We start from the raw sequence: 25,450 nt of genomic DNA, 5'->3' as shown, positions 1-25,450 counted from the left end.
CTTTATAGGTTGGAAGGAAGCGGAAGAAACTAACGTGTGTTAGGCAAGCGGATCTTTTTGACACCGCCATCCCGTAGCACCAGTGCGTCTGGGCAACAACGAGCCCTGACAGGTCGTCCGTCTAGCCGGCGGCTGACCGGTGACGCTGGGCGGCAGAAGGTGCGGTGCGTTGACGAAGCCAGGGTTGAGGCAGTTCGAACCCTGTCCAGAGGGATCTTCCAACATGCAAATTTACAGGAAATGAGCTTGAGGGCGACGCCGCCGGAGCGCCCAGATTGCCGCCGAGGCTCAGATAGACGGTGTTATTCGGGCCAGACAACGGTCACCTCGACGTAATCGAGCACGCCAGGCACCGGCGCATTGGGCTTGCGAACGGTGACCTCGGCTTTCCGGATCTGGGGAAAGCGCCCGCTGAGAGCCTTCGCGACTTCCAGGGCCAGCGCCTCGATCAGGAAGCGCCGGTGTCCGGTGATGATCTCCTCGATGACGGTGAAGGCGACGCCGTAGTTGACGGTTTCCCCGATGGCGTCATCGACGAGCGCGCGTCCCGGCTCGACGGTGAGCGAGGCATCGACATAGAAGCGCTGCCCCAGCGCTTCTTCCTCGTCCAGCACGCCATGCCGGGCAAAGAAGGCGCAATTCTTCATGCGGATGACGTACATGGCTCAGCGTTCCGATCCGGTTTCCCGCGCCAGCATAGCATCCGCCACCGCCAGCGCGTCCACGTTGATTGCGACATCATGGACGCGAAACAGATGCGCGCCCTTGAGCCGGAGAATGACGCTGGTCGCCGCCGTGCCGGCCGCCCGGTCGGCGGCGTCGCGGCCGGTGACGGTGCCGATGAAACGCTTTCGCGACGTACCGGCCATCAGCGGGAAGCCGAGCGCGCCAAGCTCGGCAAACCGTACCATCAGATCGAGGTTTTCCTCCGCCGTCTCCTTGGCGAAGCCGAAGCCGGGATCGAGCACGATATGGCCGTCGGCGACACCTTGCCCGCGCCCGATTTCAAGCGATTTTCCCAGGAACGCCAGCTGGTCGGCGATCACATCGGGCAGCTTGTCGCGATCCCGTCCGGTATGCATGATGACGAGCCCGGCGCCGGTTTCGGCCGCCACCCGCGCAATGTCGGGCTCACGCTGCAGACCCCAGACATCGTTGACGATATGCGCACCGCTCGCATGAGCTAGGCGTTTATCTTGTCAAAGTGGCCGTCAGGAAGTGCAGACCGTCAGCTAGCCATCGTCCTTTGAGGACAGCCGAGCCACCGTTGACTGAGTTTGAATCAGCGGTTTGGCGCACTGAGTCCGAAGCTGCCTTGCAGTATACCTCAGATACCTCAGACGTGAAGCGGCATGCACTCGGTCATCGTCTGGGCCACACCATTGCCGCAGGCGCTAGACCAAAGCCATCGGCAGATATCGAATCACAACCTGCTCCTGGCGGAACCGCCGCTCCAATTCCGAACGCCGCCTTTGCCAATCGGGCAGATCGACTTCGTGAGTCATAACCTCGAAGATGACGATCTCGTCTGCTCCCTGCCTCCACACACCTTCCGCAGGCGCGCGCAAATACGCGGTGACACCGTCGAAGCGGAGCGCGAGCTCCTCCTTCACACGGTCAAACTCTTGCTTGGCGAAGGGCTTTCCTGCGTTGTCGGCGCGAGGTAGCAGAATCTGGACCAGATGCATGTTTGCCCCTAAACCTCGCAATGCTTGCCTAGAGCCACTTCTTTGGAATGCTTGGCCTATGGTCGTCGACGGGCACAGCCGTCCAGCCTCGTGCGAGCTCTGCGCAGGTCTTTACCCCGTTGATCCTACCGAGTATCGGCGGAGCATAAGACGGTGGGGAGCCAAATACCGTGCTCCGAGCCATCTCCTGTGGGCCCTAGCTTCAGACGTCGAGCAGGCCGAGGTACAACCTGTCGGTGCTAACGTCGGTCCTGGTCTCCTCCGGGACGGAAAAAGGATTGGAGTTCCTGCATGTCGACGCTTTCATCGCCGTCCTCGTCGACAGCGTTGAAAATTCGCCCGATGAAATCCTGAACCTCCGTCCGCGACAGTGTACCATCACCGTCGGTGTCCATGATGGCGAACATGATCCTCATTTTGGCACCCTGCATCATATCGGCTCCCGCCCTGCGGCCGTGCTTCATACGTCCCGTATCACGATCGCTCATCTCGTCGTCCTGAAGCCTTGGGCCCCTGTGTCGCCAATCTGCCTCGGGGTCTCGATCCTTTGCTGTTTTTTCCTGCAGCATCTCATCCATCATCTCGCGCATCATTTGGCGCATTGCTTGCTGGTTCTGTCCGGCTTCGTCCGCCGTCCGATCCTGGGCTGGTGATGCGGGCTTGGGAACATCCGCCGATTGCGCAAAGGCGGACGGGGCGAGCATAGCGAACGCGGCCGCCAATACTGTAGTCGTGAATGCTCGTGTCATTGGGTTTCTCCATTAACTGCCACGCCGACCACCCGGCGTGCTGTCCAAACCAGCAGGTCGGTTCATGGTTCCTAGGCATCGGGCGCAAAAGCGGCCTAGCTCCGATTATCTCAGCAAAGCGCTGGCTGTCTCTGTCGGAATCGACCTTACCGATCACCTGATCGCTGCGCAGATTTGCCAGCGGCGCAACAAAGATCGGTCTTCACCGATTTTGCCGAACTAATTGAACCCACATCGACAAAGGTGGCGCAGATTCCGCAGCCAGTTCCGAGAGTGCGGCTGGATGAAACATTCCAAGTTGGCGGCAACGGCATCGTCTCCGGCCAACACCGGCCGCTTCCCGGTCGCGAACGCCGCGTGGGTGATGCCCTGCGAACTACCGTTCAGCAACCTGACGGCTTAGATGGCCACGAAGCAGGCGGATGTTGCGGTTGTTCGACTTGTAGTAAACATCGAAGATCGATCCGAGGACGGGCACGCTTCCCAAGACGGTATCAAACAGCACATTGCCCAACATCCGAGCAACCAACAGCTTCCCAGCGCCGCATTTGCGGGCTCGCAGCACAATGTAAGCCGAGATCAACCCGGTTGCTGTATCTCCCAGCACAGGCACCAGGCCTACCAGAGCATCCAGTCCGAACCGAATTGGCGTTCCCGGGATTCGCCAGCGCGAATCAAGCAGCACTGCCAAGAGGTCGAGCTCGGCGATTGCCCTCGCAGTCTGGCGATCCACAATAGGCGTTTCGCTTGTCCCTACTTTCCGGCTGCCATGGCTCGCTCGATCCAATCTCCTCGGTTTCGCACCTCTCCAGTCCGCTTCCGTCATGTGGAATTAGCTTTGTATCGGCCGGGAAGGCACGTCGTCGAGCAGGTTGGGCTGGTCTGGGACTTTTGTTCGGTGGTCTGCTGGGAGGGTGCCGTCGGGGGTCATCTGGTTAACCGCATCGGGCAAATCCCTGGTAATCCTTGCAATCAGCTCCTCGCGCGAGAGGCCGGTCTGGCGGGAAAGTGCTTCCAGTGTCTGAGCGTCAATCGCCGTTTCCACCTCGTGCGCCTCGATCGGCTGGTTCGGCCCAATGCCAACCCAGGAGTCCACCTTCGACCCGGCACCTGCATTTCTAAAGCGGTCAAGAATATCGCCCAGCGCGGTGCCGGATAGGCCCTTCGACACCTGGTCCAGTATCCCGCCTTGCGGATTATTGGGATCGCGCTCTCCCGCTCCGCGGATCGCCTCCGCGATCTTGTCGCGGTTTTGATAAGCCAAAACCCCCAGCATAGCGATCGCAAGTCTTCCTAGATTGGCCACTCGTTCCTCCTGTGGTTTCGAACATGGAGAAGGTCTCGCCCTGCCAAAAGTTCCGCGATTGCCAGCAATATCAGGAAGGGCTTGGCAATCCCGACCGCTCCCCAGCCGACCATGAGGCCTGCCCGCGCGAGACGGAAGGTCGAGACGGTAAAGACAGAGCGCCCGAGCCGGTGCTTAAAGTTTCAGCTTTGCCCTCAGTGCATCTATGCGCTTAGACGCCTCTGCCTTGCTGAGGTTGTCTGCAAAGCTTTCCTGATCCTCAGCCTGCTCACACAGGGTTTTCAGATAGGACTCCTGGGACGGCGTCATCGGGTCGCCACCACTCACCCATTGGTCAGGATCTTTCTCGACGTTTGCATCGGTTTTTGCGCGCAAGTCTTCCATTGCAATCTTCTGTCGTAGCCTAGGGAATGCGTTTGATCTCTTTTTGTTCCAATCGTTTTCTCAAAGCTGAGGCTCGCTTAGGTTGGGCTGGGGTGTCAGGCACGGCGGCGGCCAGCATGCGCGAGTGACAAAGCAAGAAACGGCCTTCCCCATTAAGCGTCAGCTTGCAGTTTCAACACGAAATCCCTCAATTCGTAACCGCCCGCCATATCCGCAACAGCTATGAACTCATTTTGGAGTCGCTGGAATATCGTGGCCTGTGACCTGCCATCGAGTTCATCGGCACTTCGACCCAAAACCAGCAAACCGCCATCGACAACTGTCTTTGCCACGGCGGTTACCGCGCGTTCGATTTGAAGACGAGGAAAGTTCCTCGTCCCAAGGGCGTTCATCACGCGCACGACGTCATACCGCACTGGCGAGGGCGAAAAAAAATCATCTCTGGTTGCCATGAAGCGACCGTCAGACTTCGTCTTTGCAATGACATCGGGATGAAAAAGCGACACGCGAGTTCGCGTTGCAAAGCTGGGGGACAACAGCCAGGCGAGAAACTCATTTGCCTGCTTGCTACGCAATGCGATAGCACCCAGCGCTACCTGAAGGACAACATTGTCGCTGTCGTAAAAGACCCAGCACACCCCTTTCCGGGCAGCGCTAATCTCATCGTAATAGTCGCTTGCCGTCAGCCTGACAGGACGCTCCTGGCTTAGCCTGTTGAACAGTTCCAACGAGGTGATGCCGTCAGAGGCCGCCATATCGTGAACGGTGACTTCCTTATCCACAGGTAGCCGTCGAGTGGCCGATATGATGGCCGCATCCAATTCCAGAAACCGATCAGGCCGAGTTGTTTTCGAAGTGAACGGCCCAGCTGGCATAGACGCCAATATGCGCTTTCGCTCTTTGGCATTGGGCGTCGAAAGCAACCTTGCAAAAGACGGCGCTAATATTTGCATGGACATCCGCCTTAGCACGCGGCAGGCTGCCTTTGAAGGCGAAGGTTTGAAACTGGGGCTGTCCAGCGCGATGGTAAAGGGCAGGGAAACCGCGCGAGGGAAGCGAGCGTGGTAGCTCAAGACCGATGTGACCTCTGCTGCGCTATTCGATCATCGTCATGAACTAAATTCGGTTGCCTTCGTTTAGCAATTGGAAAGAGGGCGGGCAGCTTGATGCTCAGTCGACATCGCAAGTTCATTTTTTTTCAAAACAATCAAAACGGGCGGAACGAGTTGCGAAATCGTGTTGTCGCGATTTTGCGGCCCCAAGGACGTAATCACCTATCTGCCGCCGCCCGATGAACGGCTGCGTCAAAGCTTGGGAGGACGTCCTGAGCAGCACAATCGAGAAGCGTTCCACAGACGATTGGCGGGAAGGTTGCTCGGCGGAAGACGGAAACGTCGATTCAACCACAATATCTCCGCGATCGAGCTTCGGGCCGTGCCTTTGCCACTGCCGTCCCACCGTCTGCGTCCGGCAGTACTGTTTCTTCAGCGCCGCCGGCGCCATCGGCATGGCCGTCCATCAGCTCTGCCGAAACCGGATAGTCGCCAATCGCGGTGCGCACCGCCGGCTTGAATCACTGCGTCCGACCGTGCCCAGGCCGCGAATGGAAGGACTTGTCGAGTGGCGGGTAGCGTCATCCAGAAACTCTTCAGGTTGCGCCGGCGTCAGTCGAAGCTTGGTCCTTAGCAGCTTTCCGAGTTGATCTCGATGTAAGCTTGGCGGAGCCGGTGCGCATCAGATAGGCAATGCCAAGCGCAGCGGCGTTGTCGGCTTCTGTTGCGCTGCGCCGATACCGAACCGCCGCCCACAGCGAGGACGCGCGGGCTTTAAGCGCTATTCTGGGAGGCCCGCAGCATACAACGCGCTGCCAAGAACCTGCGCGAGGGCGGGCGCGCAATTTACGCCTGCAAACTGACGGCTGTAGCGGAAGCCAGGCTGGAGCTCGAGCACGCGAGCGGCGGCCGCTTTCGCTTCGTCCAATCGGCCAAGCTTGGCCAGCGCGGCAGCCAATTGCACATAAGTAATGCTGTGCGCCGAATTGGCTTGGACGGACTTGTAGGCGGCACGGCAGGCCTCTTGGTAACGGCCGCGCAGCAAATGGCTCATCGCCTGTGCATCAAACGCTGCCCAAGCCCACGAATCGAAGGGGCTTAGCCGCATGCCCTGCTCGCTCCACTCTATCGCGCGCTCCGCTTCACCACCCCATCCGAGTATCACACTGCCAAGGATGTAGGTCAGAGCCGAGGACGGGCTGATGGCGAGGGCGGCTTCCAACGCCGCGAATGCAGCGGCGCGATCATGCGCATCCATTCCGATGGAAAAGCCGGCCCATGTGAGGGCCAGCGCATCATCTTGTCCATGGACAATGGCCAAGCGGGCGTGACGGACCGAAGCGGCGCGGTTGATCTCCCGCAGACCGGCGCGAAGGAACAAGCAGTGATGGCACATGGCGGCATTGCCATGCGCCAGCGCGTAAGCCGGTTCGAGCGCGATGGCGCGGTCGAGAAGGACCAGCGCTCTGGTCACTTGCTCCGGCATCCCGGAATCGACGTCAGGCTGGGCCTGCAGCACGAGATCGTAGGCACCGAGACTGTCGGGACGCTTGCGCCTGACACGTTCAATTTCGGCCTTCCGCACGCTTGGCGCAATCGCCCCCACGGTTGACAGCGCTATCTCGTCTTGAAGCGCAAAGATGTCTTCGGAGCTGCGCTCGTAGCGCTCGGCCCAAACATGCGTGCGGGTTATGGCATCGATCAGCTGCGCGGTGACTCGCACGCTACCGCCGGCTTTGCGCACGCTGCCTTCGAGTACATAGCGAACGCCAAGCTCGCGGCCGACCTGCTTTACGTCGACGGGGTGGCCCTTGTAGGTGAAGGTCGAGTTTCGCGCGATGACGAACAGCCATTTGATGCGTGCGAGGCCCGAGATGATGTCGTCCACCATCCCATCGGCAAAGTACTCCTGCTGTGGATCGTCGCTCAAGTTCGAGAACGGCAGGACGGCGACTGAGGGCTTCTCGGGCAACCTCGGTGCCGACGCGGCGCGGGCCGCGGCAGAGGCATCGGCAACATTGGTGGCGATGGCCGGTCCGACATAACGATAGCCACGGCGCGGTAAGGTTTCGATCCAGTCCGCGACATTCGCCGCGTCGTCCAGTGTGCGGCGCAAGGCTGCGATCTGAACCGTCAAATTGTTATCGGCAACCGCCGATCCGCCCCAGCCAGCGTCGATCAGCGCGTCTTTGGATACGGGCACCCCCGCGTTTTCGATGAGCAGCCGCAGCAGCGCGACGGCACGGTGCCCAAGCATGGTCGGCTCATCTCCGTAAAAGAGAATGCCCGCCTCGGGATCGAGGCGAAACATGCCGAACTGGTGGACGTCGCCCCTGACTTTCATTGGAGTCTTTTAGCAAATTTTTGGGAACGGATTCACGACTTTCTCCCGCGGGCGGCCGATGTTGGCCAAACGCTTACTCAGAGGAGGATCGAAATGAGCGCTGAAGCCGTCATCTGCATGCCCGACGAGAAGAAGGGCGTCATGCTGCGTGGTCACCCCATGGCTTTTCTCGTCACCGATGAACATACCAGGCATACGAGCATGTTTGACTGGACGATACCGCCGGACTTCGCCACCGGGCGGCATGTTCACCGGGTACAGGAAGAGAGCTTCTACCTGCTCGAGGGCGAGTGTGAATGGCATGTCGGAGACAAGACGATCCGCGCAACGCCGGGAACCTTCCTGTTCATCCCGCCGGGAGTGCCGCACAACATCACCAATGTCAGCGAGAAGCCTGCGCGCGTGCTGATGACCTTCTCTCCGCCTGGCCACGAGCATTACTTCGAAGAGCTCGCCGAGCTCGCGGCGCAGGGTGCGCCCGATCCAAAAGCGCTGGCCGAGCTCAGAAGCCGCTATGACACCGATCAGCTCTCCACGCTGACGACACGGGCGTGACGGCGATAGCGCAAGCGGTTTCGGGAGTTAAAGACCTCTGGTCGCTCGCGCAGGTCGCCCTTGCAGCAATGTGGGGATTGATCAGTAGGTGCAGCAATGCCAGTCGCGTTTGCAGGGCCCAATGACAGGCCGCTAGGCCAACGGCGGAAAGGCCGCCGCGAGCGGTGAAATGCCTGGGTGACGTCTTGCATATTGTGGCTTGAACATGGATCAAATGCTATGAACAGGCAGGGGCGCTGCGGGGAGGTCCGATGGCGCGTCGGCGCGATCGTAGAGCGGTGATCATCCACAAGGCTGGCACAAAGGAGCGATGATGTGGCAGCGGCTCCGCGGTCACAGGTTGCTGACCACTACGCGCGAGACAGCTTGATCCGTGATGGTCTTGCCGCATTGGAAGGCCGAAAAGCACGATCGAGGACCTATCGCGGTAGACGAGCTTCACATTGGCGGCCGCGCTGCCACGGGAGAGTTGGCGGAGCAACTTGCGCTCACCCGCTGCGGATCGAGTCCTCGACGTCGCGGCGGACCCGATCCTTCTCCAAGCCGTAACGTTCCTGAATCGTGCCTTCGAGCTGATCGCGCTTGCCGGCGATGCGGTCGAGGTCGTCGTCGGTGAGTTTACCCCACTGTTCCTTGACCTTGCCTTTGACCTGTTTCCAGTTCCCTTCAACGCGGTTCCAGTCCATTGTGGCCTCCTTCCTTTGATACGAAGTCGAAACGTAGTCGGGGCAGCGAGGTTCCGGAGTCCGTCTCTCAGAAGCGTTTACGAGCTTGCGATCAGTAGCCGCCGATCTTCGCCTCAATCGGTGCAGCAGCGGGATTATCGACGCCCCCGGGCCGGCACGGGCCCCAGCCGCCTCTGTGGGCCGTAGACCAGCATGGTTGCCCGCCATGGGGAAAGGGCTCGTCGGCCTTCTTGCCGACGCTTCGACCTTCAGCCATTTGAAATAGCGATCCGCGGTAACCGAGCAGCGGCGCCCGGCACAAGCAGTTTTGAAGTGCCATTGCTCGCGATGGGCCCGCACCGGGCGCTGGATCGAAATCTGTTGGTTCGACGCGCCGGTCCCGCAGGACCACCTGGGCAGGCATCCCCCTGCGACCAGCCGACTCTCGATTCTCACGAACGCGCAAGGATCGAACCTGATCTCAGGTGGAGTGGAGTCACGGACATGCACCTGGCATAGCCATTAGATTGCGCTCAGCAATCTCGGCTCTTATTGACCTCGTGCGCCGGAAAGGTGCGCACCTGATCGAGAGACGCATTGCGAGCTTCTTGAGATGGAGATCCCAAATCGCCCGATTGAAAGAGTTGCCCCCCTCGTCTTCTAAACGGGTGATGGCTGGGGCTGGACCCGCCGCACTCTTCGAATGACCTCACGGGCGATCTCATCGGCAGAACCGGTGAAGTCGAGCGGCCCATCATACATCGCCGCGTTCATAGGCATCCCGGCCTTGATCTCGCCGGCCTCGGTGAGAACCATCGTTGCACCGCCAGCGTGGGCTATTGCGGCAAGTCCGCGCGAGCCATCACTCAGTGAACCCGACAACACAATCCCGATTGCATGGGTGTTTGCGTGAACGGCGACAGAATTGAAGAGGATGTCGACGGTCTGGCCTCGGTGAATGTGCCCGGCGCCTTCAACAAGGTCCACCTTGCTTCTGGCGGCTAATGAGAGGTGTGCGTCGGGTTGGCCGACGTAGCAAGTTCCGACGCGGAAGACGTGATCTTCATCGGCGACCCGGACCGGCATTTGTGACCTCTTACTCAAAACCTCTTTCAGATGGCTTACCTTGTCACTGGGCCTATGAAGGACCACAAGGACGATGGCCTGCAGGTCCTTGGGCAGGTTGCTAAGGAGGTCTTTGATGTCGCTGAGGCCATCTGATCCCGATGCGCCGATGGCGACGAAGAAAGGGCTACGTTCGCGCTTAGCGTGCGGGATATGCATCTGCTAGGGGTAACAGGTTCCCACCAGCTTCGCGAGGATAACCTCAAGGCAACCGCAATAGCACCACACGGCGAGGGCCGCACCGGCAGAAGGCGCGGCCCATCCGGCGTCTGACAGCCTACATGTTGCTCGCCGCGTGATGGTGCCGCTGAGCCAGTCTGTTTGGCTGGCCGGGTCTGTTGTGAACCGGCTGATCGGCGATTGTGGTCGCTTCGGCTGCATCGCTCGCTGTTTGGCACTACGCGCGAGGGACGGTAGATCCTTCCAAACCCATTGCGTTTCACCAGCATGGCGACACAGCTTCGCACTCCAGTTATAGCGGGCTGCTCCCAGATGCCCTCCGGGTGATTTGTCATACGCCTGCTGAAGTCCAAGCGCATCTAGAGTCGACAGGGTTAACCCTGCTCCTTTCTGTTGGCGCGCGGAAGTCGATCAGTCGTCCTGCTGGCTCGATAAGGAGTCGAGGTGGTGATGACGATGGATCGGGCCGGCGACTAAGACGGTGTGCCGGCAGTGGCGATGGCTTGTCGGAATTCGGCGGTGATTTTGCATCTGCATGCACCGCCGGCAAGAGCCGTTCGGCATGCCAGTCTAATCCCGATGGAACTGCATTGGCGCAATTTTGTTTCTCGTCCGCCCCGTTTGTGAGGCAGTGAAAAAAGGGAGACAGTCATGGCAACCGCCAAAAGGGCCTCAACGAAAGGCCTGAACGAACTCTTCGTCGACACTTTGAAGGACATCTATTTCGCCGAGAAGAAGATCCTGGCAACTCTTCCCAAGATGGCCAAGGCAGCGCAAAGCCCTGACCTCAAGGCAGCTTTCGAAAAGCACCGCGGCCAGACCCAGGAGCACGTCGCGCGCCTGGAGAAAATATTCGAAGCCCTAGGCAAGAAGCCCCAGGGCAAGACCTGTGCCGCCATTATGGGCATCACCGAGGAGGGCGCCGAAATCATGGACGAGTACAAGGGCTCTCAGGCTCTCGATGCTGGTCTCCTTGCGGCGGCTCAGGCAGTAGAGCACTATGAAATCTCCCGCTATGGTACGTTGCGGACCTGGGCTAGCGAGCTCGGCATGGCCGAAGCGGTTAAGCTTCTCGAGCTTACCCTTGGCGAGGAAAAGGACACCGATGAAGCCCTTACGCAGCTCGCAGTGTCAGCCGTGAACGTCGCTGCCGAGGCAGCTTAGGAACTGCGACTACGGTGTCTGTCATTCGCCGAGAGAGACTCGCGGATACCGCACCATATGGGTCGGTATCCGCGGCGGAACGCTTGGGAAGATCAAGCGCGCCCTGGTCTGACGGCATGGCCAAAACGCTTTCCGGTTTTCCCACGCAGGCGCAGACCGGGTCGCCGGAATCGGCACCAACGACGTTTCATTCTTTGAACGGCGGGAGCAGAAAGGGATATGACACAACAAGAAGCGATCATCAGCGCCTTGGGCGTCGCTGCGAGTTTCGATGCCGCCGCGGAGGCACGCCGACGCATCGACTTTCTAAGCGGGTACCTGCGTGCAGCAGGGCTCTGCACGTACGTGCTGGGCATAAGCGGCGGTGTGGATTCGCTCGCGGCGGCACTTCTGGCTCAACAGGCCGTAAGCGAACTACGGAGGGCAGGATACGACGCCAAATTCCTTGCTGTCAGGCTGCCGTATGGGACGCAGGCCGATGAGAAGGACGCTCAGCGAGCACTCGAGACCATCGGAGCTGACGAAGCGCACAGGCTCGACATCAAACCGGCGGCGGACGCGATGCTCGACTCGATCAGGTCGGCTGGCGTGGAGCTCGGCAATGCTCGTCGGGAAGATTTCTTGCTGGGCAACATAAAGGCCCGTCAGCGCATGATCGCCCAATTCACACTCGCCGCTGCCAGACGAGGGCTGGTCATTGGTACCGATCATGCGGCCGAGGCAATGATGGGCTTCTTCACCAAGTTTGGCGACGGCGCCGCCGACATCCTTCCCCTTGCCGGGCTAAACAAACGCCGGGTGCGCGCGCTGGCGGCGCATCTGGGCGCTCCGCCGCAACTCGTCAACAAGGTGCCGACCGCAGATTTGGAGAACCTCGTGCCGCTTCGTCCTGACGAAGATGCGTATGGAGTAACATATGATCAGATTGACGATTTCCTCGAAGGTAAGGAAATCGACGAAGCGGCGCGAAAGCGTATCCTTGATGCGTATTTAAGCACCGCTCACAAGCGTTCGCTTCCGGTGGCACCCGATCTCCCGCTTCGCTAGCGGCGTTTGGTCCTTGCCACCGTCGGACCGGCACCATGGCGCTGGGCGGCGTTGGGCGGCCGAGCCGCCTGAACATCAATGCATTTGCAGTCGGAGGATGATACCGCACGCTGCGGGTGCCGTTCTCTCGTTCACAATTTTCGGTAATCGGCCTCAACACGAATTGGGAAATTGACGGAACGCGCGATGTAGCAAATCTCATGAATTCGATGATGGATGGCTGCAGCCTTGTCGAGATCGATGCCGCTTTCGACCTCGATCCTGGGCCGCAATGTGACGCCCACGAAACGCCCGGCTCCGTTTGGCTCGCTCTCGCCATGGCCCACGGGTTGATCAGTATAAGAGTGGACGACAATTCCCGCGTCGCTAGCCAGATGGAGGTACCAAAGCATGTGGCAGGCCGAAACGGATGCGAGAAGGAGATCTTCGGGATTGGGTAGCGCCGGATTGCCCCCAAGCAGCGGGTCATTGGAGCACTTTATCACAGGCTTTCCGATCGTGGTTATATCCCATGTCCGGTCGTAGCCCCGATACATTCTGGTGCCGGCGCCGCGATTGCCAGTCCATCCTATGCGGCAGGTGTAGTCGTGGAATTTAGCCATTGCTATATCTCTTCTGTGTTTGGATTTTTTATTATCGGCCCTCCGGCGCCACGTCGTGCAGGCGCCTCGCGAGATCTGCAACCTGCTCTGCTGTCCACTTCGAGTGTGTTCGTCGGCTGCTCGCTGGATCGTGCTCAAGCCCGAGACAAAAGCCCGCGCGCCATTCACGCCTGGGCCGGATCGGCCTTGCTGAAAAATTTCCGCCGCAAGTCGGGCAAACGTCGTGCAGGACCGTCGAAACGCACTCTGCACAATAGGTGCACTCGTAGCTGCAGATTCGAGCCTCCGAACTGCCCGGGGGCAGATCGCGGTCGCACCATTCGCAATTGGGCCTGATCTCGAGCATGGACCATATCTCTTTCCTCGCCGTCTGGATCGCACAAGGTTCTCGTGGCATAAATGCCATTATGACCTCGCATTCTGCCAACGCGCACTGCGAACGACTGATCGCCTTTCTGGTATTCGATCGCACGAAGCTTCTCGATGTCACCGGCCCGCTGCAAGTTTTCAATGACGCCAAGCGAGCAAGCGGAGAACCCGCGTTTCGTACCATCCTTGTTTCGCAACGAGGCGGGCCGATCGAGACGGATGCGGGCGTTGCTCTCCACACCGTCAGTTTCGATCACTGCCGTGAGCTCTCGATCGACACACTCCTGATTTCAGGTGGGGCGACGGCCTTAGAGGCCGCAAAATCCCGTCCTCTTCGGGGTTGGTTGATCAGATAAGCAAAAGACGTGCGTCGGCTTGGCTCCATCTGCTTGGGAGCGTTCATTCTGGCCGAGTGCGGCCTGTTGGATGGCCGACCCGCCACGACCGATTGGGAGCGTTGCGCCGAACTTGCACAGCGATTTCCCGCGATCGACGTCAGGCCAGATCCAATTTTCGTACGATGCGGGGCCGTCTGGACATCAGCAGGGGTAAGCGCCGGCATCGACATGGCGCTGGCAATGGTTGAGGAAGATCTCGGGCATACGACAGCCTTGGCAATCGCACGGGAGTTGGTCCTGTACCTCAAACGGCCCGGCGGACAATCGCAATTCAGCACTGCGCTTCGTCAACAAATCAGAGACCGCGTCGGCCGCTTCGACCGTCTGCACGCTTGGATCAGGCAAAATCCTGGCACCGATCTGTCCGTCTCGGCACTGTCATCCTTCATGGCGATGAGCCCGCGTAACTTTGCCCGCGTCTACTCTAAGGAAAATGGACAGTCCCCAGGACGAGCCGTCGAGGCTCTACGCGTTGAGGCGGCACGAGACCGTCTGGAGACCAGCCGCCAATCTGTCCAGCAGATCGCACATGAGGTTGGGTTTGGCGACCCTGAGACTTTTCGGCGGGCTTTCATGAGATCGCTCGGGGTTGCTCCAAGCGACTACAGGAGCCGCTTTGCGCAAGCTCCTCCGGATTGGGAGTGAACCTGATAAATGGCTTAGCCGCTCAATCTGGTTCGCGACATGACGATGCTTCAAAGCAGCAGCTGGCGGTGCGAGTTGGGTGAGCGGGTCATGCGACCTCCCGCAATGTCATGGCACCCGCCCTAATTGGTCGGTCGCATGCGCTTGGCGGCACCTCCGATTGCGTTGCGGAAGGCAGCATCGAAATTTACGCCGGAAATCTCCCACTTTTTACTTTCTGTAACAAGGGGGAGGCGCCAAACCGCATGCCAGCCCGGCTCGTTGGTTTCCCAATCGAGGTGCCCGACTAAGATCGCGTCAGCTCCCAACCTGGATTTCAGTCTGGCCAGGCTCTCATCAGGTATTGCAGCGACGTTTTCCAGCGCAAGCGCCGACAGGTCGGCCTCCTTCGGAAATATGATCGGCACTGCGAAGCGCACCGAAGCATCTTCAAAGCTTGCGCGCAGGTCCGATCCGTGGACGCCATCGGCGGCGAGCACATAGCTACGCGTCATATCGGTAACCTCGATGACGAGCTCCAGCTTTGGGCGCGGCCCCAACCATGGTCTCTCACCCAGCAGCGCCATCGCATGGTCCATTCGGTTGCGGTCGAACTGGAATGTCAGATCGAAAGGGCGATCGCGTGTGCCCTGCTCGTCGTGAATTGGCCTGCCGAACATGCGGTCATGATAGGTGTAGGACCAAACCATGGCAGGCGCCCCGGTCGCCAGCGAAGCGAAGGCCGGATTGTGCACGATGTCGGGATTTCCGGTCAGCTTTTGCGCTGCCAGTGCGAAGCCCTCAGTGATGGCAGGGACGCGCGTTTCCTCGCGATCTCCGGTGACGATCACGCTTGAGCGATAAAGGACATCGTCGTTTGCGTGGGCAGTGACTGCAAACGCAAACCAGGACAAGAACGTCAACAGTGGCTTCTTCATTTGACCCGCCCTGCCCTCTTGAGTAACTGTTTATCAGGTTACGTATTGACGATGATGGAATCAACTGAATTTGTCCGGACCTACGTCTCGCCGCGCGGCCCTATGCGCATGCTGGGTGGTGCGCCCGCCCTTGACCTTGCCAACACATTGCACTGGCGCGACGGGGCAGAGATCGACTGCATACCGAGTTATCAGGATCTGTTGGTCTTTTGCATTCCGGCCCTGTTGTTGTCGGAAAATGAAGGGCGGGTCCTCGAGCGTCGTGCCGTGACTTACCCACGCGTCGCCCGCGATGTGCATCTGGAGGTGCTAACGCTACGCGCCGCCCTCAAATCCTGGCTCAATGTCTGTGCGAAAAACCTCGGCCATGACGCCGCCTCCAAACGCGTTGCCCTGCGCAGCTTTCATAAAGCGATAGCGCAGGCGGGCGGCTCGGCTGGCCTTGGCGGCATCTTGAACCTCCAATCCTCGTCGGCGAACGAAAGGCTATACCTGCCGCTGCGCCGCTCAGCAGCGGCCGCTGCCATGCTGGTGCTGTTCCCCTCAGGAAAGGATATCCGGCGATGTGAGGCTGACAATTGCGGCGGGTTTTACATCGACGACAGCCGCTCCAAACCGAGGCGCTGGTGCTCGATGGACAGTTGCGGCAACCGCGCCAAGGCGGCCCGCTACCGCTTGGCACACCGGAGATAGCGCAGAATAGAAGGGACCGGGCCGGCAGCCAGTCCGCTCAAGACCTGCCGCATCGGACATCGAATGGGACTGTGTCGGTAGTCGCAATGGTACAGATTGTTTGTGGGAGATCCGACTGTCTCTGTGGGTCGCCGCATATCCGCTGTAGTGGCTACGCGGCGAGCATTGCGTAACCAGGAGACATTGGACTCATGGGATGGACTGGATCGGGCGAAACGACCACAATCGGGGCGCTCGTGCCTCTGTCTCGCCCCGGCTGGGTTGAGGCAGGCAGGCATTTGCTCGCGGGCCTTGAGCTAGCTGTTAGCGAAATCAATAGCGCTGGCGGCGCTGGCGGCAAGGCGCTTGAGCTGCTCGTCCGAGACACTGCAGCCGATCCACAGAAGGCTGTCGCGGCAGTGGATGAACTGGCCCGTTTGGGCGTGGTAGCGATAGCGGGAGAGTATCACAGTGTCGTTGCTCGTGCGGCGGCTATCAGGGCCGACGAGCTCGGAATCCCTTTTCTCTGTTCGTCGGCGGTACTCGACAAGCTAACGGATCAACCAACCAAGTGTGTCGCACGTCTTGCCCCGCCACAGTCCCGCGGCTGGCAAACATATGCCGACTTCCTGTCGCGCGCTGGCCACGATCGGATCGCAGTTGCATCGCAGCAGAGTGTCTATTGGGCATCTGGCGTTCACATTCTGCGTGATCGCCTGCAGGCAAATGGCGCGACGTTATCGGACATCAGCATGAGCTCGCTGGACCCATCAATGTTGTGCGACCAACTCATGGATCTTCGCGCAACGGTCCTTCTTCTTCTGGTAGGCCAGCCAGAGCCAGCAATCTCAATAGTCAAGTCAGTTCGCAAGGACGGTCGCCTGTCCACTATCAAGATCGGTGCTCCAGCTGGGCAACCGGAATTCGCTGAATGGGCCGCATTGCTAGGCGAAGATAGCGCCGCGATCCCCTTCCTGCGCTACCGACCCGGACACCTCAACCCGCTAGGCTCACGCGTCGAAAAGGCGCTGCGGGAGAAGTTGCGCGAGGCGCCCTCCTTCGTTGCTCTGGAAGGGTACGACACGATCGTGGTGCTTGCTCAGGCAATACGGTCCTACGGCACTGATCGGAACAGCATTGCAGAGTCATGGCCCCACATAGAGGTTGCCGGCACTCGCGGCCACATCCAGTTCTTTCGCACACCAGCTACGACCGTTTGGCAGTGGACTGCCGCGCCGATCCAAATCGCCGAAAGAACATCGGGCAACCCGGCGCAATTCAGGCGTGTTGACGATCCCAGGTGAGGCGGGTTGGCTGGCGCAGGGTCGCGGCGGCAGCAGCGCTGTTACCATTGGCCATCCAATGGCTTGGAGCATTCTCCAGGCTATGGCCAACCGGCTCCGAGAAATCTGAACGCGATGGATTGTTCCATGCAGCCGCTTCCGCAGGGAGCCTTCGGCGTCGACCTCTTGCGCGCGGCGCGCTGCTCTCTCCCTTGGCAAGTGACCGTTTGGATCAGCCCAGAAAATAGCTTTGGTGTTCCCGAACGAAAGGAACATCAGCGCTTAGTTGAAGTTCGGGAGCCGATTGGGATCCGACTATTGGATCCCGGAAGGATGTCCAATGACCAACGATCTCTCACACAATCAGGAACGGCGAGGTACAGCTCGGATCGCGAGCTGGGCGGTCCTCGTGATCGCCCTCGTTTTTCTAGGCCTTCTCGCCTTTTTTATATTTGCGCCCTTGTCAAACGCTTCGCGGCAAGCGACACCGCTTAAGGTTGCCCCCGAGCAAAACCAAGGCGGCAACGCACCCGCTCCCACTTCGCCTGCCGCAGGCTGATAAGAAGCGCTCGCCTCGCCGCCAGACCGGCAAGCTGAAGCTGCAAACCGGGGCGATCACCTCCATACCTCTTCCAGTCCCAGCATCGCTTCGGTGGCGGGATCTTCTCGCGCGCAGCGCACATGTGGCCTAACCGACCAAACGGTGCTGATGAATGAACGCGTGTCTACGGAGGGATGGCCCTCACCAATGTTGGAACAATGCGGCAGGAACAAAGACACCCCTGCCTCGTTGCCTTCGTGAAGGGACGTCTTTCAGGCATACAGGAATAGCAAAATGAAGGTTTTGATCTTAAGCGCTTTGGCTCTTTCGCTTGCGGCTCCGGTGGTCGCTTCTGCCGCCGAAGCTGACGTGGTGGTTTCAACACATCACCGGCATCACCATGGTACCACCGTCATATACAACGACGAAGGTGGCCGTCTTCACCGCCGGCATCACGGCCAGGAAGCATTCTATGACAACGGCCGTCGCGCCTGGCGCCATCGGCATCATCGCCGTGACACCGTCGTCATCACCCGCTCGATGCATCGTCACCACCATCGGCCCGTCGTTATCCAGCAGGACGACTGATCCCTCTGCGGTCCGGCTCCATGCGTCCAACACGGGAGCCGGACCGTGTCGAATCGGAATGCGCTTGCCCATTCAGCAGGTCATTCACTTGTCGAGAGCACCTGCAAAGAGTTGAGTGTCGTGAGATGCGGGCTTCTGTTGCCCGTTGATCAAAGTGAGCGCGCGCGACCAGCACCCCGCGGCAGCACCAACAGAGCGTTTGCGCATTCGAAATTGGCCGCAAAAGCGGGCTCAGTGAAAGGGGGTCGGCATTCGGGCAGGTGCGGACGCGGCCGGCAAGCTGGTCGGTTACCTTCAGCAAGTAGTTTGAAATGGTTGTGCTCGTCCGCGAGTGACCCCTGCACCTTACCGTTGATCGCCGACCGAGATCGGAGCGGTCCTTCCCTTCAAACGGATCTGGATGCTCCTCATGTGCGGCCAAGCTGTACTCGTAGACGGCGGCTTGCTCTTCATCGACCACACGGAACCAATGTTCCTGCAGTGCCCTTGGGGACATTCTTTGCCCGGCAGCCGCTTCGGCTGCTTTCATCGGATCGTCCTCCACGACGACGCCAGACGACACGACAGTGTCGCCGTAGATCTCTTCCACCTGGTACCTTGCCATCTTGGCCTCAGCAACCCTTCGCTTCGCGTTCGAGCGTTGGGCGGTCACTACCGTGTTGCTTGCGGACCTGCTGGGCCGTAATCCCGGCCTTCTCAGCGAGATATCGCACTTCGTAGTCTTCTTCGACCGAGACGCGGTTCCGATCCCGAGAGTCTCTCTTGCTCTTGTCGTCCGCCATCTTCGTTCCTCCACTCCTCAGGGGCAACGTTGTTCGCCTCGCTTTGTTGCACAACATGGCCGCTTCGTCTCGGCGGGCTGGGTCGGGCGGGCTGAGCTCGTGAAGGCGCTGGCCGACTAGCCGTCAATGCTCCTAGTGAGACCATCGGCAGCGTATCTCGCAACCAGAAAGGCCCTGGTGGCGTCGACGGTGACTTCGAACGGCAGAAGTTGGTGAGCCGGTAAAAAGGAACAGCGTTCCTTCCGCAGGGCCATGAAGTCCAAACCCTTTCGGCATAGCCTGAATTTGAGAGGTGTATTCTGATAACACAACCGGCGAAGTCGTGCGCACGCTGGCGATCGCTACCTATGAGCCCAACGACAGATTGCGAGGATTACGACCGCATGCCCGCATCCTGGCGCCTCCCGACTGCATGCGCAGACTTGGCCGGAGCAGACTGGCGATCTGCTCAAGCCCTTGGCCCCAAGTTCCCCTTCAGGCCGAAAGGAACTGCGGAAAAGTTCGAGGGTTTGCAGCAAGGCGGATTGCTTGAATTCGACGACCTCGCCCAGGCGGAACGCCTGCCCATGCGCGTATGAGGAGCGTACTCTTCAGATTCGGAAGTGAACGGACGGCGCTGCCACAGACGGTTACACGCACGGTCCATTTCTTCTCGCGGATGATTTCAACGGCATGCTGCTCGTGGGGAGCCATGCTCTCCTCCCAGAATGTGGAGGTGGCATCCATAGCGTTTTCGACATGTAACGTGTCGAATTCTGGAGCCGCGCCGGAGCGATTAGGCTGTTATTACCTTGAGCTGTTCGAGATGCTCTATGGCCAGCTTGTGCAGCGTTTCCGCCGTCTCTTCCGGGGTCCATCCTTGAGCGATGGAGGTAGCGACAAGGGCGTCGAAGGCCGTTTCCAAAGCGACCTCGCAATTGACAGGTCGGTCCGGGCTGGTCTCGGCTAGAATGGGTGGAGCAACTTCAGGGGCTTTTGTCATGCACAGCAATCCGCGCGGCTGAAAAAAGTTCCAGCGGGCGGCCGAGGAGTTATTCCCCAGCCTGCCAACTGAGTTGGGAAGGTGCGCGGCCGTTTATTAACTGCGCGGTAACTATGACGTACGAGCAAGCACAACGTGATGAACGAACCAGATTGGCGGTGGTTATGCCCGGCCTTCAACTGGGGACCATGTCATGCTCGCGACCGCCTTCGCCTTGCTGATCTCCTTCTCGATCAGCGTTGCCCTGCTTTCATGGGCGGCCCCTACCACCGCACAATCCATATCCACCGACCTGGAACGGGAACGGTCCATCGACGGGTGGCAACTACGTCCAACAAGGACCTCCTCAGAGACCGGGGAACCAGATATGGGCCTCCACGCGTCGGAGGGCGCGGCCCGAGCGGATCACTGCCCGTGCGGTTCTGCAACTATAAATCGCTTGCCGCGTTGAGCTGCACAACCAGCGAAGGAACGCGTGATGTGGTTCTTTACGGCCGTAGTACTGGGGTTCGTCCTGGCTGTCTCGCTCGGGTGGGCTGTCGGCGGTAGTCCGCGATGAGCCACCGGGCTAAGCAACTGCCAAGGATCGGCCGGGATTAGCAGAGAGGCAACGCTTCGAGCCTTTTTTGGCTGCCGCAGGTCCGTTCCGCGTAAGCGCGCGAAGGCAATTACGCGCTTGGTTCGTTTGATGGTTGCGGATTTGGTTGAGCAGCTTGGAAAGGGCCGTGATGACCTGAGGCAAAGCAAACGGCTTCTTGATCATGATGGTTTCTCCCTCGGCGCCCCAATGCGAGGCATTGTCCCGCCTATGTCAACCACCGGCATCGTTGCATTGTATTGCCGCACTGCCGGGCACCTCCCAAGCGGATGCCCATCACGCAGTCGGATGTCCGAGATCAGAGCGTTGGTGGTCAGCGGCGTCGGCCCGTGGAGGCTAGTCGTTCGTGGAATCGCGGAAATGCCCCAAACTCGCATTCGCAGTCTGCTGAATCCACTTGCCACGTGTCGCCGCGGGTCACATCCCCAAGGTTTGATCGGGCTCCAGATGAAGGAAAGCTGCGAGTGAGCGACGAGCAGCGTCGTGGGCAGGCTGATCCGTCGCTTGAGCGAACTGCGCCAGTGCGTGCTCCACTCCACTCACCGCCGTTTCGGTTAGCTGCATGCGATACAGGACGTGGTGGGTGAGCATTGCGAGCCTGGCGTCGCGGTACAACGCGCTGTGTTTCACACTTCCGGTATCGAAGTCTCCGATCCGCATGATGGTTCCTCCGGCATTGTCAATGACTCCAAGCAAATCTCTGGCATCGGCGTTGGTTCCGACCGCATCAAACTCGCTAGGTTTCCCTGCAGAATACGGCCGCGCGGCCGCCCTTGGTCGCGAACTCGGCGCCCACGCCAGTCCATTATGCTGCAATACGGCGCTGTTCGCGCAGCCGAGAGACCGCGCGCAGCTCGTTTGGCCGGTGTACAAGTCCGGAACCTCGTGCCTGAGGAAGCGGATGGCACTCAGTCGGTATGAACGGGCACGTTCAGACGCCGCTGCTCTTCCAAGCTTACAGCAGATAGAGGACCAAGCCAGCAACCCTCCTCGCCCCGCCTTAATTGGATGCCGGCGGAACTCGACGCAAGCGACAATCTTGGGGGGCCGTGTAGCTGTTTCCACAAAAGTGAGAAAATATTTGCAAGTCCCAGAGATCGCGAAGAGCCTGGTTGCCACTCCCGCGTCGAAGCGCGCCCTCATGCCGAGATCACGCCTCGAGCACAACTTTCCGGCGCCTTTCCGGCCGGAACTGGGAGGCGCTCACCCGACTTTGTGTGCCCTCGAGACGTTCCCTCCAAGATGCAGAAAAGCCCGCTGGCCCGAGCCAGCGGGCTTTCACATGGGAAGCCGGGGTCGCGATCCTCCCCACACAGCCACGCCTGATCCGTTTGCCGTGTGACCATGGTCATGCCTCCTGTCGGCGCGCGGCGGACCGGCGGGCTGCCTTGGCCGGCGCGGTCGAGGCACTGCGTTGAACGTTGGACTGGATCCACTGGTCGAAGAAGTCTGTGTCTCGGGTGCTCATCCGAACCAACCGAACGTAAGGCTGACCATCGCCACCGCAACCAGGACCGAGATTGGTACCGCCGCGAGCAGGGCCGCTTCTAAAATTCGTGTTTCTTTATCCCTGAACACTAGGCGCGCCTTATGAAACTCGTGAAGCTAACAAGTCGTAAGCCTCTGATTCGGTTCCCCTTGGTGACACCGGCGTCCATTTGCGGCGGACGCGGGCCGACCAAGGTTATGGCGAAACTTGACCAGCAGCCGAAACCAGCAGCCGAGCCTCAATCAGCAAACGCAAATGGTCCCAAAAGAGGCAGACCCGCCACCGGGCTAATGGCGACGGGTCTTGTAGTGAAGGCCGGTTCAGGGGACTTGTAACCGGCGATAGCTGCAACTGTCGGGCCGCTAGGCGCCTCCGATGAGGGCAAGTTCCGGCATCGCGCCTGCCCCTTTGGACCTGCACGAGGATGCTGTCCGGTATCGGTTCGGGAGGCTCGGCCTTTTCCGTGGCTGTCTGACAGATGTGAATCTCGATCGCTCCGCACCGCACAATTCCAAAAGCCCGCCGGCGAGTGCAACCAATCTCGGGCTGAACAGTTTGCAAGGCCTTATCACCATCAAGAGGGTTGGCCTTGAGCGCTTTCCTGCCTGTGCAGATTAAATTTATGAGCCTCCAAACGGCGAGGGCCGTCTCGTCCGTTGCCGAAGCCAGAGCGGCAATGGATGGCGAATGGAAGAACAAGAAGTTGCATTCCTATCGACAGGCACTCCGTTTGCTGGATGAGGCCCAGGCAGGAACTTGCCGGCAATCCGTCGCGTTCGAAGCCTTTGTCAAAGCAGCAAGAGATCAGGACATGATTGTTTCGGATCAGCCGAGTAAGGGCCTCAAGCGCCTAGACGCGCTGGCACGCTCCATCTATGCCCAGGATCGCCAGGTTTGATCGACAAGCGCACCGCGCGTCCCTTCGACCTGGAAGCTCGCGCCCCTCGGCAGAAAAGCGCGGACCGACCAGGTTTGGCCTTGGCAAGCGGCGCGAAGGAGCGTCGGAGTGCGCTGTGTTGGCCCAAACTTGCAATTTGATCAGGCTATTCCCGCACAGCAAAAAAGCCCGCCGGTGTGACCCAGCGGGCAGGTCACTTGGGAAGGCCGCTGGAGTAAGGCGGCCATGTCACGAACCTTTGTCGCTGACACATGTTCCGCAGGCGATCAAAAAGCCCGCGACCAGTGAGGCAGCGGGCGGGTGATAACGATATACCCTTTTCAGTTAGCCGGTCGGCCCTGTGACCGTGATCGACGAAGAGGTCCGGTGGCTATCCGTGGACTGTTGTCAGGGTGAAGGCCGCAAGGCGTACCTGGCGGGCCTGGAAGAGGCGAGCGGCAGCATGGATGTGAAGCCGTTTGCGGCGTTTCTGGCCGAGCGGGTTAACGAATAGGCCCGCTTCAAGAGGTTAGGCACTCGCGGCCGATGAAGGTGATCTGCCGTCGCGTGAACGATCTTGCCTGCACAGCGAATTCAGGTGAACCTCGTGACGGCCTCGACCCAGAAGTCCCTCCCGAGCCGGCGTAGCGTTGCAGTGCGGACAGGGAAAGTCAGGTCCTTCGTGACCAGACGATCGGACGAAACAATTCGTATCGTCGCGGGATAAATTGGTCCAGCAAGTCGGATTTCAGGGAAAATGTCCTGGCCTCCTAGTGCATTCGAATGCTTCACGAGTGCCTAAGGGAGCGCATAACCTCTTAGCCGGCGAGAGGACGCGGCCCCCCGCTCATCTCTCTGGCTAGGCTCGGCGTCTTTCAGGCAACTCTCCTTCAGGGCGCCGAGCCGACAAAACTCTGCTCGCCAAGGCCGCAGCCAATCGGGATCGATCGCCCTCGGGACATTCTAGCTCGAATGTTCGATCGGTAGTCGAAGCATCCTAGGTCGGCCACCACCGAACCAAACACGGGGTCCAGCTGATTGGCGAAGAAATTCTACCGACGCACAGTGTCGCAAGCCCGCAGACAGGCGAGACGCCTGCAGGCAATTTTGCACGATACCATTTTTCGCAACGCGGAAGCTCGGATTGTACGCACAGGCATCGAGTGGCCTGAACTTGGCCGCGCTCCCGCTTTCAGCGGGTCGAAGATGAAGGCTGTGGAGGGTGAATTGGCGCGCGTTTCGCTCAGGACCTGGTTTTGCGCATTTGACGCGTGCGAGAGTGGTTGAGGCTGCCTCTGGTAATGGAGCATCAGGGGAGAGCGGGAACAAACGGCGAGCCTTTGAGTTCGGCGGCGATGGCGCTATATTATTTCGACTTCGACGACAACGGAACGATATCCCCTGACGGTGAGGGAACAGAATGCCGACCTGCCGTGGTCAAATATGAAGCGATCAAAGCTTTGGCGGAGATGACCAAAGACGCGCTTCCAGACGGTGATCACCACAAATTGGCGATTGTCGTAAGAGATGAGGGCGGCGATCTGGCCCTTAGAGCAAGCATCGTTTTCCATGTCGAGGAAGAGCGGGACTCGTTTTCGTCGCGATCCTCCCCAGACAGCCACGCCTAATCCCGACGCCCCCTGCTGCGGGGGCAGCAGGCGAGTTCGTCACGGTGCGAGATGCGCATTGTGCCAAATGGACGCGAAAAATTCCGCATGCATGAAGGCACCTCGTCGTGCGGAATCTTGGGGTCGTGACGGTTCGGTTTTCCTGACGCGCGGCTGATCTCCGGCCTGCTCGCAAGGTCTGTATCTCTCACGCAACGCGCAACTGCCTTGCCGTGGTGAAGTCATACCCTTCGCTCGCGGGTCTCTGCAGAGGGCAAGATCAGCTGTGGTTGAGGGGGCCGCTATCTCACATGGATACTGAATCGCCCCAGGCCGCGCACCCGAATCCTGCCAAAATATTGGCCCGCGCCTTCCTGAGGAGTCGCGGGCCGACCAAGATTGGGTCTTTGGTCAGCGGCGGATTCGGAGTGGGAATCGGCCGCCGTGGCTCAATTCGCTCTGGTCCGGAAAGTTCCCCAGCTGCCCTGTCACGATCATGGCCCCGAGAGGTCGTGGCCACCGACTGACGGGCGTGCAGATTTGCTCAGAACGCGTCTCTCGTAAGTGTTCTTCACGGGCTCCCGGGGGGGTGTCCTCAATGCGGAGAGAACTGCGGCGGGTGGGCGGGCTGGCCAGAGCCGCAAAAAAGCCCGCTGCCGGTAAGTCAGACGGGCAGTTCACATGGGAAGGACCGCCCGGGAGCAGGCGGGCCGGCACCCGAACCTCGGTCTCTCGCAGATGTTCCAGCCCGCCAGGCCGGGCGGGACCCGCCAGGCAACTCTGCAGTCGGCCGACGGGGCCAACTATGACTGGCGGAGTAGGTCCCACCGTAGAAACAGAA

At 59.8% G+C, this 25,450-nt stretch carries 29 protein-coding genes and 1 pseudogene; 11 read left to right on the top strand and 19 right to left on the bottom strand.

Features of this window, described 5'->3' with window-relative positions:
• Positions 1 to 302 precede the first annotated feature (302 nt).
• The 10 genes and pseudogenes from folB to FJ543_RS22890 form a co-directional block, all read right to left on the bottom strand.
• Complete coding sequence (gene folB / locus FJ543_RS22935) at positions 303 to 662, bottom strand: dihydroneopterin aldolase (RefSeq protein ID WP_015316682.1); 360 nt, start codon at positions 660 to 662, stop codon at positions 303 to 305.
• 3 nt (positions 663 to 665) lie between these two features.
• Positions 666 to 1,190, bottom strand: a pseudogene (gene folP / locus FJ543_RS22930) (dihydropteroate synthase); the annotation flags it as partial.
• Positions 1,191 to 1,394: 204 nt separating this feature from the next.
• Positions 1,395 to 1,688, bottom strand: a complete 294-nt coding sequence (locus tag FJ543_RS22925) for a hypothetical protein (protein ID WP_015316681.1) — start codon at positions 1,686 to 1,688, stop codon at positions 1,395 to 1,397.
• Between the two features lie 239 nt (positions 1,689 to 1,927).
• Complete coding sequence (locus tag FJ543_RS22920) at positions 1,928 to 2,437, bottom strand: EF-hand domain-containing protein (RefSeq protein ID WP_083882994.1); 510 nt, start codon at positions 2,435 to 2,437, stop codon at positions 1,928 to 1,930.
• A 376-nt stretch (positions 2,438 to 2,813) separates the two neighbouring features.
• Positions 2,814 to 3,263, bottom strand: coding sequence for a DUF4112 domain-containing protein (locus FJ543_RS22915; protein WP_140877381.1), 450 nt, complete (start codon positions 3,261 to 3,263; stop codon positions 2,814 to 2,816).
• 6 nt (positions 3,264 to 3,269) lie between these two features.
• Complete coding sequence (locus tag FJ543_RS22910) at positions 3,270 to 3,743, bottom strand: YidB family protein (RefSeq protein ID WP_140877379.1); 474 nt, start codon at positions 3,741 to 3,743, stop codon at positions 3,270 to 3,272.
• A 174-nt stretch (positions 3,744 to 3,917) separates the two neighbouring features.
• Entirely contained in the window at positions 3,918 to 4,127 is a 210-nt protein-coding gene (locus FJ543_RS22905) for a DUF3072 domain-containing protein (protein ID WP_140877377.1), read from the bottom strand.
• Positions 4,128 to 4,279: 152 nt separating this feature from the next.
• Positions 4,280 to 5,200: a hypothetical protein gene (locus tag FJ543_RS22900; RefSeq protein ID WP_140877375.1), complete on the bottom strand. Its 921-nt coding sequence runs from the start codon at positions 5,198 to 5,200 to the stop codon at positions 4,280 to 4,282.
• Positions 5,201 to 5,315: 115 nt separating this feature from the next.
• Entirely contained in the window at positions 5,316 to 5,636 is a 321-nt protein-coding gene (locus FJ543_RS22895; RefSeq protein WP_140877373.1) for a hypothetical protein, read from the bottom strand.
• 324 nt (positions 5,637 to 5,960) lie between these two features.
• Entirely contained in the window at positions 5,961 to 7,523 is a 1,563-nt protein-coding gene (locus FJ543_RS22890; protein WP_140877371.1) for a winged helix-turn-helix domain-containing tetratricopeptide repeat protein, read from the bottom strand.
• 93 nt (positions 7,524 to 7,616) lie between these two features.
• Between FJ543_RS22890 and FJ543_RS22885 the strand changes: the two genes are divergently transcribed.
• Positions 7,617 to 8,078, top strand: coding sequence for a cupin domain-containing protein (locus tag FJ543_RS22885; protein ID WP_140877369.1), 462 nt, complete (start codon positions 7,617 to 7,619; stop codon positions 8,076 to 8,078).
• Between the two features lie 488 nt (positions 8,079 to 8,566).
• Here FJ543_RS22885 and FJ543_RS22880 read toward each other — a convergent pair whose 3' ends face one another.
• Together FJ543_RS22880 and FJ543_RS22875 are read right to left on the bottom strand one after the other, a co-directional pair.
• Complete coding sequence (locus FJ543_RS22880) at positions 8,567 to 8,764, bottom strand: CsbD family protein (RefSeq protein ID WP_140877367.1); 198 nt, start codon at positions 8,762 to 8,764, stop codon at positions 8,567 to 8,569.
• A 639-nt stretch (positions 8,765 to 9,403) separates the two neighbouring features.
• Positions 9,404 to 10,027: a chemotaxis protein CheB gene (locus tag FJ543_RS22875; RefSeq protein WP_140877365.1), complete on the bottom strand. Its 624-nt coding sequence runs from the start codon at positions 10,025 to 10,027 to the stop codon at positions 9,404 to 9,406.
• Positions 10,028 to 10,699: 672 nt separating this feature from the next.
• Between FJ543_RS22875 and FJ543_RS22870 the strand changes: the two genes are divergently transcribed.
• Together FJ543_RS22870 and nadE are read left to right on the top strand one after the other, a co-directional pair.
• Positions 10,700 to 11,212, top strand: coding sequence for a DUF892 family protein (locus FJ543_RS22870; RefSeq protein ID WP_140877059.1), 513 nt, complete (start codon positions 10,700 to 10,702; stop codon positions 11,210 to 11,212).
• A gap of 219 nt (positions 11,213 to 11,431) precedes the next feature.
• Entirely contained in the window at positions 11,432 to 12,259 is an 828-nt protein-coding gene (nadE, locus tag FJ543_RS22865; RefSeq protein WP_140877363.1) for an ammonia-dependent NAD(+) synthetase, read from the top strand.
• Between the two features lie 131 nt (positions 12,260 to 12,390).
• Here nadE and FJ543_RS22860 read toward each other — a convergent pair whose 3' ends face one another.
• Both FJ543_RS22860 and FJ543_RS22855 read right to left on the bottom strand, forming a co-directional pair.
• Positions 12,391 to 12,861, bottom strand: coding sequence for an OsmC family protein (locus FJ543_RS22860; protein ID WP_140877361.1), 471 nt, complete (start codon positions 12,859 to 12,861; stop codon positions 12,391 to 12,393).
• A 31-nt stretch (positions 12,862 to 12,892) separates the two neighbouring features.
• A complete protein-coding gene (locus tag FJ543_RS22855; protein WP_140877359.1) occupies positions 12,893 to 13,207 on the bottom strand; it encodes a DUF1272 domain-containing protein in 315 nt (104 codons plus the stop codon).
• On the opposite strand from FJ543_RS22855, the gene FJ543_RS31960 reads away from it, so the two are divergent.
• A complete protein-coding gene (locus FJ543_RS31960) occupies positions 13,206 to 13,586 on the top strand; it encodes a hypothetical protein (protein ID WP_224682180.1) in 381 nt (126 codons plus the stop codon). The two genes, FJ543_RS22855 and FJ543_RS31960, sit on opposite strands and share 2 nt — an antisense overlap.
• Positions 13,587 to 13,595: 9 nt before the next feature.
• Complete coding sequence (locus tag FJ543_RS22850) at positions 13,596 to 14,273, top strand: helix-turn-helix domain-containing protein (RefSeq protein WP_224682181.1); 678 nt, start codon at positions 13,596 to 13,598, stop codon at positions 14,271 to 14,273.
• Between the two features lie 122 nt (positions 14,274 to 14,395).
• On the opposite strand, the gene FJ543_RS22845 is transcribed toward FJ543_RS22850, so the two are convergent.
• Entirely contained in the window at positions 14,396 to 15,190 is a 795-nt protein-coding gene (locus FJ543_RS22845) for a DUF2066 domain-containing protein (protein WP_140877357.1), read from the bottom strand.
• Positions 15,191 to 15,241: 51 nt separating this feature from the next.
• Here FJ543_RS22845 and FJ543_RS31740 point away from each other — a divergent pair, with 51 nt between their 5' ends.
• The 3 genes from FJ543_RS31740 to FJ543_RS22825 all read left to right on the top strand — a co-directional run bounded on the left by FJ543_RS31740 (position 15,242) and on the right by FJ543_RS22825 (position 18,274).
• A complete protein-coding gene (locus FJ543_RS31740; RefSeq protein ID WP_224682243.1) occupies positions 15,242 to 15,883 on the top strand; it encodes a CGNR zinc finger domain-containing protein in 642 nt (213 codons plus the stop codon).
• Positions 15,884 to 16,074: 191 nt separating this feature from the next.
• A complete protein-coding gene (locus FJ543_RS22835) occupies positions 16,075 to 17,166 on the top strand; it encodes an ABC transporter substrate-binding protein (protein WP_140877355.1) in 1,092 nt (363 codons plus the stop codon).
• A gap of 814 nt (positions 17,167 to 17,980) precedes the next feature.
• Positions 17,981 to 18,274, top strand: a complete 294-nt coding sequence (locus tag FJ543_RS22825; protein ID WP_140877351.1) for a hypothetical protein — start codon at positions 17,981 to 17,983, stop codon at positions 18,272 to 18,274.
• Between the two features lie 611 nt (positions 18,275 to 18,885).
• Here the strand turns inward: FJ543_RS22825 and FJ543_RS22820 are convergent.
• The 4 genes from FJ543_RS22820 to FJ543_RS22805 all read right to left on the bottom strand — a co-directional run bounded on the left by FJ543_RS22820 (position 18,886) and on the right by FJ543_RS22805 (position 21,296).
• Positions 18,886 to 19,056 (bottom strand): DUF3606 domain-containing protein, encoded by a 171-nt coding sequence (locus FJ543_RS22820; RefSeq protein ID WP_140877349.1) that lies wholly within the window; start codon positions 19,054 to 19,056, stop codon positions 18,886 to 18,888.
• 775 nt (positions 19,057 to 19,831) lie between these two features.
• Complete coding sequence (locus FJ543_RS22815) at positions 19,832 to 20,038, bottom strand: hypothetical protein (protein WP_140877347.1); 207 nt, start codon at positions 20,036 to 20,038, stop codon at positions 19,832 to 19,834.
• Between the two features lie 568 nt (positions 20,039 to 20,606).
• Positions 20,607 to 20,801, bottom strand: coding sequence for a hypothetical protein (locus tag FJ543_RS22810; RefSeq protein ID WP_140877345.1), 195 nt, complete (start codon positions 20,799 to 20,801; stop codon positions 20,607 to 20,609).
• Positions 20,802 to 21,053: 252 nt separating this feature from the next.
• Positions 21,054 to 21,296: a hypothetical protein gene (locus FJ543_RS22805; protein ID WP_140877343.1), complete on the bottom strand. Its 243-nt coding sequence runs from the start codon at positions 21,294 to 21,296 to the stop codon at positions 21,054 to 21,056.
• Positions 21,297 to 22,714: 1,418 nt separating this feature from the next.
• Here FJ543_RS22805 and FJ543_RS22800 point away from each other — a divergent pair.
• The 3 genes from FJ543_RS22800 (at position 22,715) to FJ543_RS22795 (ending at position 24,630) form a co-directional block, all read left to right on the top strand.
• Positions 22,715 to 23,023, top strand: a complete 309-nt coding sequence (locus FJ543_RS22800; protein ID WP_140877341.1) for a DUF982 domain-containing protein — start codon at positions 22,715 to 22,717, stop codon at positions 23,021 to 23,023.
• Between the two features lie 340 nt (positions 23,024 to 23,363).
• On the top strand, positions 23,364 to 23,516 hold the full coding sequence (locus tag FJ543_RS31550) for a hypothetical protein (RefSeq protein WP_181174072.1): 153 nt from the start codon (positions 23,364 to 23,366) through the stop codon (positions 23,514 to 23,516).
• A 787-nt stretch (positions 23,517 to 24,303) separates the two neighbouring features.
• Positions 24,304 to 24,630: a hypothetical protein gene (locus tag FJ543_RS22795; protein ID WP_140877339.1), complete on the top strand. Its 327-nt coding sequence runs from the start codon at positions 24,304 to 24,306 to the stop codon at positions 24,628 to 24,630.
• The last annotated feature ends 820 nt before the right edge of the window (positions 24,631 to 25,450 follow it).

Origin of the sequence: Mesorhizobium sp. B2-5-7 (assembly GCF_006440875.1) — a bacterium.
Classification (GTDB): domain Bacteria; phylum Pseudomonadota; class Alphaproteobacteria; order Rhizobiales; family Rhizobiaceae; genus Mesorhizobium; species Mesorhizobium australicum.
This window is presented reverse-complemented; position numbering and strand designations above follow the sequence as displayed.